The organism is Pseudomonas sp. FP2196 (genome assembly GCF_030687715.1).
Classification (GTDB): domain Bacteria; phylum Pseudomonadota; class Gammaproteobacteria; order Pseudomonadales; family Pseudomonadaceae; genus Aquipseudomonas.
The window spans coordinates 1,112,956-1,129,172 of the sequence record NZ_CP117445.1 but is presented as its reverse complement, the minus strand read 5'-3'; the positions used below and the strand labels follow the sequence as shown (position 1 = coordinate 1,129,172).

The 16,217-nt window shown below is 58.5% G+C and carries 14 protein-coding genes; 8 read left to right on the top strand and 6 right to left on the bottom strand.

The genetic code is table 11. The features are described 5' to 3' along the window. Positions 1–86 precede the first annotated feature (86 nt). The 4 genes from rhlB to PSH79_RS04970 all read left to right on the top strand — a co-directional run bounded on the left by rhlB (position 87) and on the right by PSH79_RS04970 (position 4,651). Positions 87–1,577: an ATP-dependent RNA helicase RhlB gene (rhlB, locus tag PSH79_RS04985; protein WP_305441529.1), complete on the top strand. Its 1,491-nt coding sequence runs from the start codon at positions 87–89 to the stop codon at positions 1,575–1,577. Positions 1,578–1,715: 138 nt separating this feature from the next. After that, a complete protein-coding gene (locus PSH79_RS04980) occupies positions 1,716–2,660 on the top strand; it encodes an ornithine cyclodeaminase family protein (RefSeq protein ID WP_305441528.1) in 945 nt (314 codons plus the stop codon). Between the two features lie 143 nt (positions 2,661–2,803). Beyond that, a complete protein-coding gene (locus tag PSH79_RS04975) occupies positions 2,804–3,931 on the top strand; it encodes an FAD-binding oxidoreductase (RefSeq protein ID WP_305441527.1) in 1,128 nt (375 codons plus the stop codon). Positions 3,932–4,024: 93 nt separating this feature from the next. Next, positions 4,025–4,651 (top strand): transcriptional regulator, encoded by a 627-nt coding sequence (locus tag PSH79_RS04970; RefSeq protein ID WP_305441526.1) that lies wholly within the window; start codon positions 4,025–4,027, stop codon positions 4,649–4,651. A 100-nt stretch (positions 4,652–4,751) separates the two neighbouring features. On the opposite strand, the gene PSH79_RS04965 is transcribed toward PSH79_RS04970, so the two are convergent. The 6 genes from PSH79_RS04965 to PSH79_RS04940 form a co-directional block, all read right to left on the bottom strand. Next, positions 4,752–5,528 carry an ABC transporter substrate-binding protein gene (locus PSH79_RS04965; RefSeq protein WP_305441525.1) on the bottom strand — a complete coding sequence of 259 codons (777 nt, stop codon included), beginning with the start codon at positions 5,526–5,528 and terminating at the stop codon, positions 4,752–4,754. Between the two features lie 280 nt (positions 5,529–5,808). Further along, positions 5,809–6,261: a molybdopterin synthase catalytic subunit MoaE gene (gene moaE, locus PSH79_RS04960; protein WP_305441524.1), complete on the bottom strand. Its 453-nt coding sequence runs from the start codon at positions 6,259–6,261 to the stop codon at positions 5,809–5,811. Positions 6,262–6,264: 3 nt separating this feature from the next. Next, positions 6,265–6,507 (bottom strand): molybdopterin converting factor subunit 1, encoded by a 243-nt coding sequence (gene moaD / locus PSH79_RS04955; RefSeq protein ID WP_305441523.1) that lies wholly within the window; start codon positions 6,505–6,507, stop codon positions 6,265–6,267. After that, the gene (moaC, locus tag PSH79_RS04950; protein WP_305441522.1) at positions 6,504–6,977 is read right to left on the bottom strand and encodes a cyclic pyranopterin monophosphate synthase MoaC; all 474 of its coding nucleotides are present in this window, start codon (positions 6,975–6,977) and stop codon (positions 6,504–6,506) included. The genes moaD and moaC overlap by 4 nt, the downstream gene beginning before the upstream one ends. Positions 6,978–7,201: 224 nt before the next feature. After that, complete coding sequence (locus PSH79_RS04945; RefSeq protein ID WP_305441521.1) at positions 7,202–8,596, bottom strand: PhoH family protein; 1,395 nt, start codon at positions 8,594–8,596, stop codon at positions 7,202–7,204. Between the two features lie 337 nt (positions 8,597–8,933). Continuing rightward, on the bottom strand, positions 8,934–10,058 hold the full coding sequence (locus PSH79_RS04940) for a polysaccharide deacetylase family protein (protein WP_305441520.1): 1,125 nt from the start codon (positions 10,056–10,058) through the stop codon (positions 8,934–8,936). 327 nt (positions 10,059–10,385) lie between these two features. On the opposite strand from PSH79_RS04940, the gene yaaA reads away from it, so the two are divergent. From yaaA to PSH79_RS04920, 4 genes are all read left to right on the top strand, one after another. Continuing rightward, positions 10,386–11,165, top strand: coding sequence for a peroxide stress protein YaaA (yaaA, locus tag PSH79_RS04935; protein ID WP_305441519.1), 780 nt, complete (start codon positions 10,386–10,388; stop codon positions 11,163–11,165). 811 nt (positions 11,166–11,976) lie between these two features. Next, on the top strand, positions 11,977–13,293 hold the full coding sequence (locus PSH79_RS04930; RefSeq protein WP_305441518.1) for a nucleotide sugar dehydrogenase: 1,317 nt from the start codon (positions 11,977–11,979) through the stop codon (positions 13,291–13,293). 229 nt (positions 13,294–13,522) lie between these two features. Continuing rightward, entirely contained in the window at positions 13,523–15,004 is a 1,482-nt protein-coding gene (gene alg8 / locus PSH79_RS04925; RefSeq protein ID WP_370872605.1) for a mannuronan synthase, read from the top strand. Between the two features lie 35 nt (positions 15,005–15,039). Further along, complete coding sequence (locus tag PSH79_RS04920) at positions 15,040–16,209, top strand: alginate biosynthesis protein Alg44 (protein WP_305441517.1); 1,170 nt, start codon at positions 15,040–15,042, stop codon at positions 16,207–16,209. Positions 16,210–16,217: the final 8 nt, after the last annotated feature.

The following is a 16,217-nucleotide window of genomic DNA, read 5'->3' as shown; positions in this document are numbered from 1 at the left end:
GGCAATACCCTTTGATCCCTCCCCCTACGCCGCGCCCGTTTCTTGCATTACACTGGCCGGCGTACATTCCTTAACCAATTGATGAGATGACCGTGCTCAAAGCACTCAAGAAGATGTTCGGTAAAAGCGAGGCTGAGCAGCTCGCGCCAGTTCCCAGTGCGCCGTCGCACGCCCCCGGCCATCGCAGCGATGCCCGCCAGGCCGACCGCCCCGCTACCGTAGCGGCACCGAAACAAGACTCCCAACCGGCCGCCGTCGCCCCTTCATCGGCTGCTCCTGTTGCAGAAAGCGTGCACAGCGAAGCGCCGAAACCGGCCAGGCCTCGCCGCGAACCGAAGCCCAAGGCACCGGTCATCCCGTGGAAACTCGAAGACTTCGCCGTCGAGCCGCAGGAAGGCAAAACCCGCTTTCACGACTTCAAACTGTCTCCGGAACTGATGCACGCCATCCAGGACCTGGGCTTCCCTTATTGCACGCCGATCCAGGCGCAGGTGCTGGGCTTCACCCTCGCCGGCAAAGATGCCATCGGTCGCGCCCAGACCGGCACCGGCAAGACCGCCGCGTTCCTGATCTCGATCATCACCCAGCTGTTGCAGACCCCGCCGCCGAAAGAGCGCTACATGGGCGAACCCCGTGCGCTGATCATCGCGCCAACCCGCGAACTGGTGGTGCAGATCGCCAAAGACGCCGCCGACCTGACCAAGTACACCGGCCTGAACGTGATGACGTTCGTGGGCGGCATGGACTTCGACAAACAGCTCAAGCACCTCGAAGCGCGCCACTGCGACATCCTCGTCGCGACGCCGGGCCGCTTGCTCGACTTCAACCAGCGCGGCGACGTGCACCTGGACATGGTCGAAGTGATGGTGCTGGACGAAGCCGACCGCATGCTCGACATGGGTTTTATCCCGCAAGTACGCCAGATCATTCGCCAGACCCCGCCGAAAAGCGAACGTCAGACGCTGCTGTTCTCCGCGACCTTCACCGAAGACGTGATGAACCTGGCCAAGCAATGGACCACCGACCCGTCGATCGTCGAGATCGAGTCGCAGAACGTCGCCAACGAAAACGTCGAGCAGCACATCTATGCCGTGGCCGGTGCCGACAAGTACAAACTGCTCTTCAACCTGGTCAACGATAACGGCTGGGAACGAGTGATCGTGTTTGCCAACCGCAAGGACGAAGTACGGCGCATCGAAGAACGCCTGGTGCGTGACGGCATCAACGCCGCGCAACTGTCCGGCGACGTCCCGCAGCACAAACGCATCAAAACCCTGGAAGGCTTCCGTGAAGGCAAGATTCGCGTGCTGGTCGCTACCGATGTCGCCGGTCGTGGTATCCACATCGACGGGATCAGCCATGTGATCAACTTCACCCTGCCGGAAGTCCCGGACGACTACGTGCACCGCATCGGCCGTACCGGTCGTGCCGGCGCCGATGGCGTGTCGATCAGCTTCGCGGGCGAGGACGACTCCTACCAGTTGCCGTCCATCGAAGAGAAGCTGGGCCGCAAGATCAGCTGTGAAACGCCGCCAACGCATTTGTTGCGCCCGGTTGAACGCAAGCGTCCGCAGTAAACGACGTCATAAAAGAGAAGCGCAGCCGAACACGGACTGCGCTTTTTTTTCGTCCGGATTTTTCTACAGGCACTTGCCCGATAAAACCAAAAGTCCATAATAGACAAATTAGTTTATATTTTGCTTCCGGAGCCTGACATGTCCAGTACCCCCTGCGTGATCGACCAAACCCAGGCCCGTCAACTGCTTGCCCGCATCGATGTGCCGCAGATCCTGCGCAAACTGTTCCGTGATCTTGCTGCCGGCAATGCGGTACAACCCGCGCAGCAACTGGTTGAGTTCCCGCAGGGCGCTGGCGATTTCATCAACTATCTGGGTGTGCTGGCCGAAGACGGCGTGTACGGCGTGAAAACCTCGCCGTACATCGTTCGCGAGCAAGGCCCGTTGGTGACCGCGTGGACATTGTTGATGTCGATGCAGACCGGCCAACCGCTGCTGCTGTGCGATGCCGGCGAACTGACTACGGCGCGTACGGCTGCGACCACCGCAGTCGCCGTCGATGCCCTCGCCCCGCTGAATGCGCGGCGACTGGCGATTATCGGCAGCGGCAAAGTTGCGCAGGCGCATCTGCATTACGTGAAGTCGCTGCGCGATTGGCAAAGCATCCATGTGTATTCGCCGAGCCTGCTTGAGGATCCTGAAACTCAGGCGCGGCTCAAAGCCCTTGCTCCCGAGCTGTCGATTGCCACAAGCCGTGAAGCCGCCCTCGTCGATGCCGACGTGATCATGCTCTGCACCTCATCTGCGGGGCCGGTGATTGACCCGGCAACATTGAGCAAACCCGCGCTGATCACCTCGATCAGCACCAACGCTCCCCGTGCCCATGAAGTGCCGCCGCAGAGCTTGGGCGACATGCAGGTGTTCTGCGACTATCGTCTGACCACGCCGAGTTCAGCGGGCGAGATGCTGATTGCCGTTGAACAGCATGGCTGGAGCAAGGATTCGATTGTGGGTGACCTCGCCGATCTGCTCAGCGAAAAAGTGCAACGGCCCGGCTACGACCGCCACGTGTTTTTCCGCTCAATCGGACTGGGCCTGGAAGACATCGCCCTGGCCAATGCGGTTTACCAATTACAGCGCTAACACCTCGAATCCCCTGTAGGAGCTGTCGAGTGAAACGAGGCTGCGATCTCTTGATCTTGCTTTCAAAAAACAAAGTCAAAAGATCGCAGCCTCGTTTAGCTCGACAGCCCCTGCACAAGTTCTCGTAACCTTTGGAGATTTTCATGAGCCAGGCAGATTTCATCATCATCGGCGGCGGGATTGCCGGTGCTTCCACCGGCTTCTGGCTGTCACCGCACGCCAAAGTCATCGTGCTGGAACGTGAATCCCATCCGGCCTATCACTCCACCGGACGCTCCGCCGCACTGTTCACCGCCGCGTATGGCACACCGCAAGTACGCGCGCTGACCCAGGCCAGCCGTGAGTTCTTCGACAATCCACCGCCCGGCTTCTGCGAACACCCTTTGCTGACCCCGCGCGGCGAAATGACCGTGGACTTCACCGGTGACGCCGCCGAACTGAATAACCAGTACCTCAGCGCCAAAGCCACGGTGCCACAGATGCAACTGCTCAGCGCCGACGAAGCCTGCGCGCGCCTGCCGATCCTGCGCAGGGAAAAAGTCCACGGCGCGATCTACGACCCGACGGCTTGCGACATTGATACCGACGCCCTGCATCAGGGCTACCTGCGCGGTATCCGTCGCAATAAAGGCGAAGTGCATACCGATTGCCAAGTGGTGAGCCTTGATCGCGACGCCAACGGTATGTGGCATGTACAGACCAATGGCCAGACGTTCAGCGCTGCGGTGATCATCAACGCCGCCGGCGCCTGGGCCGACAAGGTCGGTGAAATGGCCGGCGCCCATTCGCTGGGCCTGCAACCGAAACGCCGGGCCGCGTTCATCTTCGCCGGGCCTGAAGGCGTGGACATTCACCATTGGCCGATGCTGGTCAGCCTCGATGAGTCCTTCTACATGAAACCCGATGCGGGCATGTTCCTTGGCTCGCCGGCCAACGCCGACCCGGTCGAACCCCACGATGTGCAGCCGGAAGAACTGGATATTGCCATGGGCATCTACCAGATCGAGGAGGCCACGACCCTGACCATCCGCCGCCCGACCCGCACCTGGGCCGGCCTGCGCAGTTTCGTCACGGACGGCGACTTGCTCAGCGGTTTCGATCAGCAGGTGCCGGGGCTGTTCTGGGTAGCGGCGCAGGGCGGCTACGGCATACAGACTTCACCGGCAATGGGCCAGGCCAGTGCGGCATTGGCGCGCGGCGAGCCGCTACCCGAACACCTGCGCCAGTTCGGGCTGGACAGCAGCATGCTATCCCCTGCCCGCCTCGCCTGATCCGCCATCCGGATGACGCGCCCAACGGATTGCGGCAAACTCGCAGCGCCTCCAGTTCACGGAGGCGTTGACGCTGCCTGGAGTTCCACTGTCATGACCGCCCCCGAACTCGACCCGGCACTGGATAACTTCCGTGCCATTGCCGATGCCATCGCCACGCTGTTTTTCCCCCACGCCGAAGTGGTGCTGCACGACTTGCGCACACAGAAGGTCGATTACATCGCCAACAATCTGTCCAAACGCGAAATCGGTGACGAGTCGTCGCTGGAAGACATGCTCAGCGAAGACGTCAGCGAGCGAAACATCGGCCCATACGAAAAGCTCAACTGGGACGGCCAGAAAATCCGCAGCCTGAGCACCGTGCTGCGCGACCGCGAAGACCTGCCGCTGGCCGTCTTGTGCATCAATCTGAATATTTCGCTGTTCGAAAATGCCAAGGCGGCACTGGATCTGTTCCTCTCACCGAGCAAACTGATTCCACAACCGGACTCACTGTTTCGCGATGACTGGCAGGAGCGCATCAACACCTTCCTGCATGCCTGGCTGCGCGAGCGGCAACTGAGCCTGAATCTGCTGACCCGCGATCACAAAAGGGAACTGGTGCTGGCGCTGCACGCCGAAGGCGCGTTCAAGGGCAAGAGCGCCTCGAACTATGTGGCCAATGTGCTGAACATGGGGCGGGCGACGGTGTACAAGCATTTGAAGGAATTGAAGGGCTGAAGATCTGCAGTGATTGATCTGGCCCTATCGCGAGCAGGCTCACTCCTACACTTGGAATGCGTTCCCCTGTAGGAGTGAGCCTGCTCGCGATAGCCGACTATCAGTCGCCGTAGATATCAGACTTGAAATATTTCTCGGAAATCTTCAGATACTCGCCACTCGCGCGAATCCCGTCGATTGCGGTATTCAGCTCGCTGACCAGCTCACTATTACCCTTGCGCACCGCAATCCCCGCCCCCTCGCCAACATACTTCGGATCCTTCAGCTCCGGGCCGACAAACGCAAAGCCCTTGCCGCGTGGCATCGACAGAAAATCGTTCAGCGGAATGGTGTCGGCGAAAATCGCATCCAGACGACCGGCCGCCAGGTCCATGTAGATTTCTTCGTTGTTGCTGTAGCGCTTGACGTTGATGCCCTTGGGTTCGAACACCTCGGTGGCATAACGGTCGGTGGTGGTCGCGCGCTGCACGCCGACGTTCTTGCCCTTGAGGCTGGCGTATTGGTCATCGACCGTGGCGCCCTCCTTCATCACCAGTCGCGACGAAGTGAAGTAGTACTTGTGGGTGAAATCGACCGACTTCTTGCGGTCTTCATTGATCGTCATGGAAGACAGGGCCATGTCGATTTTCTTCACCTTCAGCGATGGAATCAGACCGTCAAACTCACCTTCGACCCACACGCACTTGACCTTCATCTGCGCGCACAGGGCGTTGCCGATGTCGTAGTCGAACCCGACGATTTCACCTTTGTCGGTTTTCGAGGCGAAGGGTGGGTAGGCGGCTTCGATGCCGATGCGCAGGGTTTTCTCGGCGGCGAAGACCGTGGTGCACGCCAACAGGCTCAGGGCCAGACCGGTGATGAGGGGGAGTTTCTTCATGTTCGTTCTCTCGCGGGTTGTTGTTGGTTTGGCAAGACAGAAGAAAGAGCTGAAACAGGGATAAAGCTATTTTGTACTTGTAAATCCATACTGGACTCACTAGTACATTCCGTCAATCATGGAGGAGAGAGAGTCTGCGAGGATTTTTGTTGTTGCGATGGCCTAATCGCTGGCAAGCCAGCTCCCACAGTGTCTTGCGTGATGCACATATTTTGGGTGCACCACTGAACCTGTGGGAGCTGGCTTGCCAGCGATGGCTGACTTGAGGGCGACGCAGATTTTATTTTTTCCAGCGATCGGCCGCCGCATGATCACTGTCGCGCCCTTCCACCCAACGCGGGCCGTCGCTGGTATTTTCTTTCTTCCAGAACGGCGCACGGGTTTTCAGGTAATCCATGACGAAAGCGCAAGCATCGAACGCAGCCTGGCGATGGGCACTGGCGGCACCGACGAAGACAATCGGCTCGCCCGGCTCCAGTGCGCCGATGCGGTGCAGCACTTCCAACTTCAACAACGGCCAGCGCTGCTCGGCTTCGACAGCAATTTTTCCGAGGGCCTTTTCGGTCATGCCCGGATAGTGTTCAAGGAACATGCCTGCGACATCGAGGCCATCATTGAAGTCGCGCACGTAGCCGACAAAACTCACCACCGCACCCACGCCGACATTGGCCGCATGCATCGCGTTGAGTTCAGCCCCCGGATCGAACGGCGTGGCCTGCACACGAATCGCCATGGCTCAGCCCCCGGTCACGGTGGGGAAAAACGCCACCTCGTCGCCATCGACCACCGGCTCGTCTAGCTGGCACAAGTCTTCGTTACGCGCACACATCAGGTTCTGTTCGCTCAACACCTCGGCGCCATCACGCTTGGCCAACAAAGCGCGCACGTCATCAACAGTGGCGAAATCGCCTTCGACCTTTACCGAATCAACACCCAGTGCTTCACGGTAACGGGCAAAAAACCTCACGGTCACGTTCATGGCTGCTCCGCCTGAAAATGCCCGCTCTTGCCACCGACCTTCTCCAGCAGACGCACGCTTTCGATGGTCATGCCGCGATCCACGGCTTTACACATGTCATAGATGGTCAGCGCGGCGACGCTGGCGGCGGTCAATGCTTCCATTTCGACGCCGGTCTGCCCGGACAGTTTGCAACGGGCGACGATGCGCACACTGTCTTCGCCTTCGGCATTGAGTTCGACTTTGACGCCAGTAAGCATCAGCGGATGGCACAGGGGAATCAGATCGCTGGTTTTCTTCGCGGCCTGAATACCGGCAATGCGCGCCACGGCAAACACGTCCCCTTTGGGATGGCCGCCGCTGACGATCATCTGCAGGGTTTCGGGGAGCATGCGCACCAGCGCTTGGGCCGTCGCTTCACGGAACGTCACGGCTTTTTCGGTGACGTCGACCATGTTGGCGCGACCTTGGGAATCGAGATGAGTCAGCACGGGATTACTCCTGATCAGGAGCGCCGATTGTAAACCTGTGGGTCAAATTTCCGCACGCACGAATATAGCGTTCTTCCTGTAGGAGCTGCCGAAGGCTGCGATCTTTTGACTTTGATTTTTAAAAAAAGATCAAAAGATCGCAGCCTCCGGCAGCTCCTACACTGGGATTTGCGCAACCATAAAAAACCGGGCGGCTTTTGGGCCGCCCGGTTTTGTCGGAAGGATTACAGATGCGATTCGGCGTATTCGGCCAGGATCGAGCGAGGCACCCCTTGCAGGGTGATGTGCACACCGTTGGGGAAATCCTTGAAGCGTTCGGTCAGGTAAGTCAGCCCGGAACTGGTCGCGGACAGGTAAGGGGTGTCGATCTGCGCCAGGTTGCCCAGGCACACCACTTTGGAACCGGCGCCGGCACGGGTGATGATGGTCTTCATCTGGTGCGGCGTGAGGTTCTGGCATTCGTCGATCAGGATCAGGCTCTGCTGGAAGCTGCGACCGCGAATGTAGTTGAGCGATTTGAACTGCAACGGCACTTTGCTGAGGATGTAGTCGACGCTGCCATGGGTGTTTTCGTCATCCATGTGCAAGGCTTCGAGGTTGTCGGTAATGGCGCCGAGCCAAGGCTCCATTTTTTCCGCTTCGGTGCCCGGCAGGAAGCCGATCTCCTGATCCAGACCCTGCACGCTGCGAGTAGCGATGATGCGGCGATAGCGTTTGCTGACCATGGTCTGCTCGATCGCAGCGGCCAGCGCCAGAATGGTTTTACCGGAACCGGCAGCGCCGGACAGGTTGACCAGATGGATGTCCGGATCAAGCAGTGCGTAGAGCGCCAGGCTCTGATAGATGTCGCGCGGCTTGAGGCCCCAGGCTTCCTGGTGCAGCAGCGGTTCCTGATGCAGGTCGAGGATCAGCAGTTTGTCTTCCTGGATTTCCTTGATCCAGCCGACAAAGCCTTGTTCGTCAATGATGAACTCGTTGATGTGTACCGCCGGCAGGTTGTCGATCAGTTGCACCTGGTGCCAGGTGCGGCCGTGATCCTGACGGGTTTCAACCTTGCTCACACGGTCCCAGAACGAGCCGGTCATGTTGTGGTAGCCATTGGGCAGCAGGGACACGTCATCGACCAATTGGTCGGTGCTGTAGTCCTCGGCTGCAATCCCGCAGGCGCGCGCCTTGAGGCGCATGTTGATGTCTTTGGTGACCAGCACCACAGGTTTTTGTGGGTCGCGGGTGTGCAGGTCGATCAACTGGTTGATGATTTTGTTGTCGTTCAGGTGCTCGGGCAGAATCAGGTTCGACTCGGCCTTTTTGCTCATCAGAATTGACAGCAAGCCCTTCGGCCCGCCCTTGCCGCGCTGGATCGGCACACCCAACTCGACGTCCTCGGGGGAGGCGTCACCCAGGGTCTTGTCGATCAGCCGGATGGCCTGACGGCATTCGGCGGCAACGCTGTGATGCCCGCTCTTGAGCTTGTCCAACTCCTCAAGCACGGTCATCGGGATTGCGACGTGGTGTTCTTCGAAATTAAGCAGGGCGTTTGGATCGTGAATCAATACGTTGGTATCGAGTACATAAAGGATTGGCTGGTTGGAGGAAGGGCTACGTCCGTGATCATCCATACTCGGTCACCTATGTCAGAGCCAGTAGACGCAATACCTTGGCGGTGCTGCGCCTCGAAGTGACTGCCGAAATCTCACCTGCGGAGATTCAAGTGACTGCAAACAAACGGGTCTTGGAAGACGCCACCTGTGTTGCAGGTTTCGGCGGTCTGTCTTCGTAATACTCCAAAACCCATGACATAAAAAAGCACTTTGACGGTTTTTTTAAGTTTATTTTGCAAAGTGACGAAAAGCCCTTGGCGGACCGCCCTGCCCCCGTTAGAGTCGGAAGTCCGCCTGCACTGAAATCTGCGAAAAAATCACCCCAAGCCCAATGTTTCCGGGCTTTTGCCGTTTCTCAGCGAAACGCGTCCTGACAATCCTCCCAGCCGATGCCACTTTGCGCAGTTTGTGTAATCAGCCACGGCATCGCGATCTTCACCGCATCCTGCTTCATGTTGAAATTGATCACTCCGTGGCGCCACAACAGCATCAGGGTCAGCACCCGCTGCGCGCTCTGGGCGCCTTTGAGCTTGCCGGCGCCGTCCTGAGCATCGATGTCCCACAACGCTACTTGCAGACCCTGGCTATTGAAGAAACCTTGTGCGTCACTGCGGCGCTGGCCATCCGGCGGGCGGAACAGCGGCACGTAGTTTTCCGGCAATTTGTTCCTGACCAGATCAGCGCTGCGCCGTACCGAGTCCTGCCAGTCCTGCCAATGGCTGTGGGAACGGAACTCCCACCCCTGCACGCCGACGCATTGTTGCGAGAACGCCGCCTGCAGATTGCTCACCGAACGATCACCCAGCCGCGCCTGAATATCCTTGCCGAGCATGAAGAACGTGCCGCTCATGTTCGCCTTGCGCAGGTATTCGGTGAGCCAGTCAGTGTTGTCCGGTTGCACGTTGGCGGCGCTGTCGAAAGTCAGCAGAAACAGCCGGTCATGCATCTCCTCGCCGTTGCGCTCGTAGTCGCCGAAACGATCGAATTCGTTGCTGGTCTGTGGCGACAGCGCAGCCTTGCGCATCAACTCGTCCAGATAGAGCAAATGGAAGATCCGGCTTGGCTCGGCCCACTTGGTGTAATAGCTGTCATCGCTGATCACGAATTTGGCGGCTTGCTCACGCAGAGTCGGCAAGTCTTCGACGAGGAAGCAGAACGAGGCGTCCTGATCGCAGCTTTGCTGGGCGAAGTTGTAGTTGGCCAGCAGACGCTGCCACAGCCGTTGGCGCAGGCTGTTGACCGCGTCGATATTGACCGTGCGCAGCCCCAGACGCCGGGCCAGGGCGGCCTCGTCCATCGATTCGGTGCCCAGCAGACCGCGGGCGAACATGAGGATTTCCGCCCGCGACGCCACGTCGAACAGCGTAGGGCTGCTCAGTTGCTCCGGCCAGGTACTGCGATCCAGCGTCGCCACATCGCCCGGCGCCGCAACGGCACCGAAGCTCAATAGCCACGCGGTGAATAAAAGAACAATGCGCAATGGGGTGTCTCCGTAACAAAACCCGGGCGGCACTATAGCTGATGTGCAAGGTTGAAGGACGCGGCCCTCACCCCAGCCCTCTCCCGGGGAGAGAGGGCGCTGACCGAGTAGTTGTTTCAATATCCGCCGACCTGAACTATCGAGCCGATCTGAAGTGTTGAACAGCATGAAGATCGGCCCCCTCTCCCTCCGGGAGAGGATTAGGGTGAGGGAAAAATCCACCAGCCGTCGCAAATGCCCGAGCTTACCCATACCTATAACCCCCATAGCTGGAGTCATCACCGACAACCCCCTAGAATCGCCCCCACGATTAAAGGAGACGACTTCATGCTGATGGTGATTTCCCCCGCCAAGACCCTCGATTACGAAACGCCGCCGGCGACCCAGCGCTTCACCCAGCCGCAATACCTCGACCACTCTCAGGAGCTGATTCAGCAATTGCGTGAGCTGTCGCCGACGCAGATCAGCGAATTGATGCACGTCTCAGACAAGATCGGCGGGCTCAACGCCGCACGTTTCGGCAGTTGGACGCCAGCCTTCACTCCGGAAAATGCCAAGCAGGCCCTGCTCGCGTTCAAGGGTGACGTCTACACCGGCCTCGACGCCCAGTCCTTCAGCGAAGCGAATTTCGATTACGCGCAAAAACACCTGCGCATGCTCTCCGGTCTTTATGGCTTGCTGCGCCCGCTGGACCTGATGCAACCGTATCGTCTGGAAATGGGCACCAAACTGGCCAACGCTCGCGGCAAGGACTTGTATGCCTTCTGGGGCACACGCATCAGCGAATGGCTGAACGAAGCGCTGGCCGATCAGGGCGACGACGTGTTGCTCAACCTGGCGTCCAACGAGTACTTCTCCGCCGTCAAACGCACTGCCCTGAACGCGCGGATCATCAATGCCGACTTCAAGGATCTGAAGAATGGTCAGTACAAGATCATCAGCTTCTACGCGAAGAAAGCCCGTGGCCTGATGAGCCGGTTCGTGATCCAGGAAAAAATCAACGACCCAGCCCAGCTCAAGCAATTCGATGTGCAGGGTTATCGCTACAGCGCCGAACAATCGAAACCGGACAATCTGGTGTTTTTGCGCGACCACGCCCCCGAATAAAGCATGCCCATTGCACGACTCTTTCTATAAAGAGTCGTGCAGGTCGCACGATGTCAAAAATCCCCCGCCTGTTTTTGCCATTTTTATGGCGCCAAAAAAATATCCCTGTCTTTTCTAATATTAGTTTCACTCGACACTGATCATTTTTTTCAGTAGTGGCACCTAAATTTTTTTTCCGTAGTGGCACAAAACTATCTAATGTGATTTTTCGCCTGTTATTAAAGGTCGAAAACGAAAGTGCTATCAAATTGAGACTAGTGCCATCTACGACAATATTTCAAGAAATTTCAGATTTCGCGATGAGCGGGCAGGAACTTCGTCCAAATGCATAGCTCATACCACCGGTAACGATTCTCGCCGAGTTTGTACGAGATAACTTACGCAGGGTCGATAGTCATGTAACCAAGTTGTCACAGCAACTTGCCTAGATGACTAACCAGTCTGAAAACAACTTGATGGACAGGAGATACGCACCATTGATATCCCCTGCCAGGCCATGACCGCGCCCCTATAAACGTGCTCGCCAGAGCACCCAACCGCTTGATTTACAAGGCTTAAACCTGACATCAAGCGCGTAAAAACGACTGCACCAAGATCTTCAAACATGAAGATTGGCTGCAAAACAGGGCAAGTCATAACAACAAGGCCTGGTTGCGCACATCTTGAGTGCACTTATTTAGACACTCGAAACTTAGTATGCCTGCACACGGCATTGTGGCGCCTGTATGCCGCACTTTCGAGTGCACTAATGAACGCTGAACACCATTAACTCCGGCCCTTTAACGGCCTGATATATACAGAGGTAATTGCGATGCGCATCAGCATATTTGGTTTGGGTTACGTTGGCGCAGTGTGTGCCGGTTGCCTGTCTGCACGGGGCCATGACGTGGTTGGCGTCGATGTTGCCAAAGACAAGATCGACATGATCAACGCTGGCAAATCCCCCATTGTTGAACCGGGTCTGGGCGAACTTCTGCAACAGGGTATTCAGACCGGTCGTCTACGCGGCACGACCAACTTCGCCGAGGCGATTCGTGACACCGATCTGTCGATGATCTGCGTCGGTACGCCGAGCAAGAAGAACGGTGACCTGGAACTGAACTATATCGAGGCTGTGTGCCGCGAGATCGGTTTTGTCCTGCGTGAAAAATCCACCCGCCACACCATCGTCGTACGCAGCACCGTGCTGCCGGGCACCGTTGCCAACGTGGTCATCCCGATCCTCGAAGATTGCTCGGGCAAGAAGGCCGGCGTCGATTTCGGCGTTGCGGTCAACCCTGAGTTCCTGCGTGAATCCACCGCCATCGCTGACTACGATCTTCCACCGATGACCGTCATCGGCGAGTTCGACAAGGCTTCCGGCGACGTTCTGCAATCGCTGTACGAAGAACTCGATGCACCGATCATCCGCAAGGACATCGCTGTCGCCGAGATGATCAAGTACACCTGCAACGTCTGGCATGCGACCAAAGTGACCTTCGCCAACGAGATCGGCAACATCGCCAAAGCGGTCGGCGTCGATGGCCGTGAAGTGATGGACGTGGTCTGCCAGGACAAGACTCTCAACCTGTCCCAGTACTACATGCGCCCAGGCTTCGCTTTCGGCGGTTCGTGCCTGCCAAAAGACGTGCGTGCCCTGACCTACCGCGCCGGCTCGCTGGACGTCGAAGCACCGTTGCTCAACTCGCTGATGCGCAGCAACGAATCGCAAGTGCAGAACGCTTTCGACATCGTTGAAAGCCACGACAAACGCAAAGTCGCCCTGCTCGGCTTGAGCTTCAAGGCCGGCACCGACGACCTGCGCGAAAGCCCGCTGGTAGAGCTGGCCGAAATGCTGATCGGCAAGGGTTACGACCTGAGCATCTACGACAGCAACGTCGAGTACGCCCGTGTTCACGGCGCGAACAAGGACTACATCGAGTCGAAGATCCCGCACGTGTCGTCCCTGCTCAACGCGGACTTCGATTCGGTGATCGACAACTCCGACGTGATCATTCTCGGTAACCGTGACGAGAAGTTCCGTGCGCTGGCTCAGCAAGCACCGGACGGCAAACAGGTCATCGACCTGGTCGGCTTCATGGCCAAAGCCACCGACGCTGGCACCCGTACCGAAGGCATCTGCTGGTAAAGCAGACGTTGCGTGGCGCCGCACACCGCGACGCCACGCAACCACTGTGTGAACCCGTTGTAGGAGCTGTCGAGTGAAACGAGGCTGCGATCTTTCCGGGAACACTTGAGATCCGAGTGAACCCAGGAAAATCAAAAGATCGCAGCCTTCGGCAGCTCCTACAGGGGGGCATCGATAAGCCTGCCTTAACCCCATCGGGCCCGGCCCGAGATAGAGACGGATGCAGATTATGCACAGGCTAAAGCACGGCCTACTTCAGGCCGCCGGTTGGCTGTTTTACCTAAGTTTGTTGATGGGCCTGGCCTTGATGCTGCCCACGTCCACATTCGACTCCGAGTCGAAGGACTTCATTTTCCTGATTGGCGCCGTGGGTATCTGGCGCTACTCGATGGGTGCAACGCACTTTGTGCGCGGCATGATTTTTCTCTACATCGTCTACCCGCACCTGCGCCGTAAAGTGCGCAAGCTGGGTAAAGCGGCGGACCCGTCGCATGTGTTTCTGATGGTCACCAGTTTCCGTATCGACGCGCTGACCACTGCGCAGGTCTACAGCTCGGTGATCCGCGAAGCCATCGACTGCGAACTGCCGACCACCGTGGTCTGCTCGATCGTGGAAATGTCCGATGAGCTGCTGGTCAAGGCCCTGTGGGCGCGGATGAATCCACCGGAACGCGTGAAGCTCGACTTCGTGCGCATTCCCGGGACCGGCAAACGTGATGGCCTGGCCTACGGTTTCCGCGCGATCTCCCGTCACCTGCCGGATGACCGCGCCGTGGTCGCCGTGATCGATGGCGACACCGTGCTCGGCGAAGGCACCGTGCGCAAGACCGTGCCGTGGTTCCAGTTGTTCGGCAACGTCGGCGGCCTGACCACCAACGAGTTCTGCGAAGTACGCGGCGGCTACATCATGAGCGAATGGCACAAGCTGCGTTTCGCCCAGCGTCACATCAACATGTGCTCGATGGCCCTGTCCAAGCGTGTGCTGACCATGACCGGGCGCATGTCGGTGTTCCGTGCCACCGTGGTCACCAACCCGGAGTTCATCGCCGACGTAGAAAGCGACTCGCTGCAACACTGGCGTCTGGGCCGTTTCAAGTTTTTGACCGGCGACGACAAGTCGAGCTGGTTCAGCCTGATGCGTCTGGGTTACGACACCTTTTACGTGCCTGACGCGGCGATCAACACCGTTGAACACCCGCCGGAAAAGAGCTTCATCAAGGCCAGTCGCAAACTGATGTTCCGCTGGTACGGCAACAACCTGCGACAGAACTCCCGCGCCTTGGGCCTGGGTGTGAAACGCCTCGGCGCCTTTACCTCGGTGGTGCTGTTCGACCAGCGTGTGTCGATGTGGACGTCGCTGCTCGGCCTGACCGTGGCGATCATCGCCAGCTTCAAGTACGGCACCGCGTTCATCCTGGTTTACCTGCTGTGGATCGGCATCACCCGCCTGATCCTGACCTTGCTGTTGTCCTGCTCAGGTCACCGGATCGGCCCGGCCTACCCGGCAATTCTTTATTACAACCAGATCGTCGGCGCGTTGGTGAAGATCTACGTGTTCTTCCGCCTCGACCAACAATCCTGGACTCGCCAGCCCACTTCCCTGACCCGTGATCTCGCCAGCTTTCAACGTTGGTTCAACACCTGGTCGTCTCGGACCATGACCTTCTCCGCCGGCAGCATTTTCGTCGCCGTGCTGCTGATGATGGTCTGACCCGCCCCTATTGAATTAACAAGGAAATCGCCCCTATGAATACCGCCGTCAACGCCAACGTAGTGCATGAATCCGAAGCCCAGCGCCAACACGCCCGAGTGAAAATCCCGGCCAAGCTGCGTTTCTTCGGCCCCGACCGGACGCCAATGGAAGCACGGGTTCTCGACCTGTCCGCCGGTGGTCTGGCGTTCAACGCCGGGCAAATGCCGCTGACCATCGGCGAGGTGTACAAGGCCCGCCTGCAATTCGTCATCGACAACCTCGGCCTGGCCATGGACGTTGAACTGCAGGTGCGCTCCTTCGACCGCCAGACCGGCCGTGCCGGTTGCCAGTTCCAGAACCTTGAGCCGCAGGACATTTCCACTCTGCGCCACTTGATCACTTCGCACCTGGCCGGCGACATCGTCAGCATGGGTGAAGTGCTGGCAACCCTGCAGCGCGACAACTTCACCAAGGCGCGCAAGGTCAAGGACGGCGGCAGCGGCATGACCCCGTTCGGGCGTCTGAAAGCAGTGACGTTCAGTGCCGGTATTTTTGCGGTCGGCCTGGTTGCGGCGGGTTTCATCTTCAAATCGGTGTACGGCATGTACTTCGTCAGCCATGCGCAGGCGGGCCTTGTCAGCGTACCGGGCATGAACATCACCATGCCGCGCGACGGCACCGTGCAGAGCCTGGTCAAGTCCGACGGTGTCGCCGCCAAAGGCGCACCGCTGGCGACCTTCAGCACCAGCATGCTCGACGTGCTCAAAGGTCACCTGGAAGAAGACCAACTGTCCCCGGCCAAGGTTGAAGAACTGTTCGGCAAGCAAATGACCGGCACCCTGACCTCGCCGTGCGATTGCACCGTGGCCCAGCAACTGGTGGCCGACGGTCAATACGCGAGCAAGGGCGATGTGATCTTCCAACTGGTACCGCGCAACACCGAGGCGAATGTGGAAGCACGCTTCTCCTATCGCCAGTTCGGCGACGTGCGTCCGGGCACCCCGGTGAGCTTCCAGATCGCCGGCGAAGACAAGATCCGCACCGGCAAGATCGTCAGCAGCACCAGCCTGAAAAGCGCCGATCTGTCCTCCGATATCCGCGTACAGATCAAGCCTGACGAGTCGCTCGACAGCAGCCTCGCCGGCCGCCCGGTGGAAGTGAACAGCGACCGTGGCCCGAACCTGAACTGGCTGATCGACAAAGCCATGGCTGCCGGTCTTTAAGTCGAGGA

Excerpts from the sequence above, each read along its gene's own strand:
- rhlB (WP_305441529.1), top strand. The coding sequence starts at position 87 with ATGACCGTGCTCAAAGCACTCAAGAAGATGTTCGGTAAAAGCGAGGCT.
- PSH79_RS04980 (WP_305441528.1), top strand. The coding sequence starts at position 1,716 with ATGTCCAGTACCCCCTGCGTGATCGACCAAACCCAGGCCCGTCAACTG.
- PSH79_RS04975 (WP_305441527.1), top strand. The coding sequence starts at position 2,804 with ATGAGCCAGGCAGATTTCATCATCATCGGCGGCGGGATTGCCGGTGCT.
- PSH79_RS04970 (WP_305441526.1), top strand. The coding sequence starts at position 4,025 with ATGACCGCCCCCGAACTCGACCCGGCACTGGATAACTTCCGTGCCATT.
- PSH79_RS04965 (WP_305441525.1), bottom strand. The coding sequence starts at position 5,528 with ATGAAGAAACTCCCCCTCATCACCGGTCTGGCCCTGAGCCTGTTGGCG.
- moaE (WP_305441524.1), bottom strand. The coding sequence starts at position 6,261 with ATGGCGATTCGTGTGCAGGCCACGCCGTTCGATCCGGGGGCTGAACTC.
- moaD (WP_305441523.1), bottom strand. The coding sequence starts at position 6,507 with ATGAACGTGACCGTGAGGTTTTTTGCCCGTTACCGTGAAGCACTGGGT.
- PSH79_RS04945 (WP_305441521.1), bottom strand. The coding sequence starts at position 8,596 with ATGGATGATCACGGACGTAGCCCTTCCTCCAACCAGCCAATCCTTTAT.
- yaaA (WP_305441519.1), top strand. The coding sequence starts at position 10,386 with ATGCTGATGGTGATTTCCCCCGCCAAGACCCTCGATTACGAAACGCCG.
- PSH79_RS04930 (WP_305441518.1), top strand. The coding sequence starts at position 11,977 with ATGCGCATCAGCATATTTGGTTTGGGTTACGTTGGCGCAGTGTGTGCC.
- alg8 (WP_370872605.1), top strand. The coding sequence starts at position 13,523 with ATGCACAGGCTAAAGCACGGCCTACTTCAGGCCGCCGGTTGGCTGTTT.
- PSH79_RS04920 (WP_305441517.1), top strand. The coding sequence starts at position 15,040 with ATGAATACCGCCGTCAACGCCAACGTAGTGCATGAATCCGAAGCCCAG.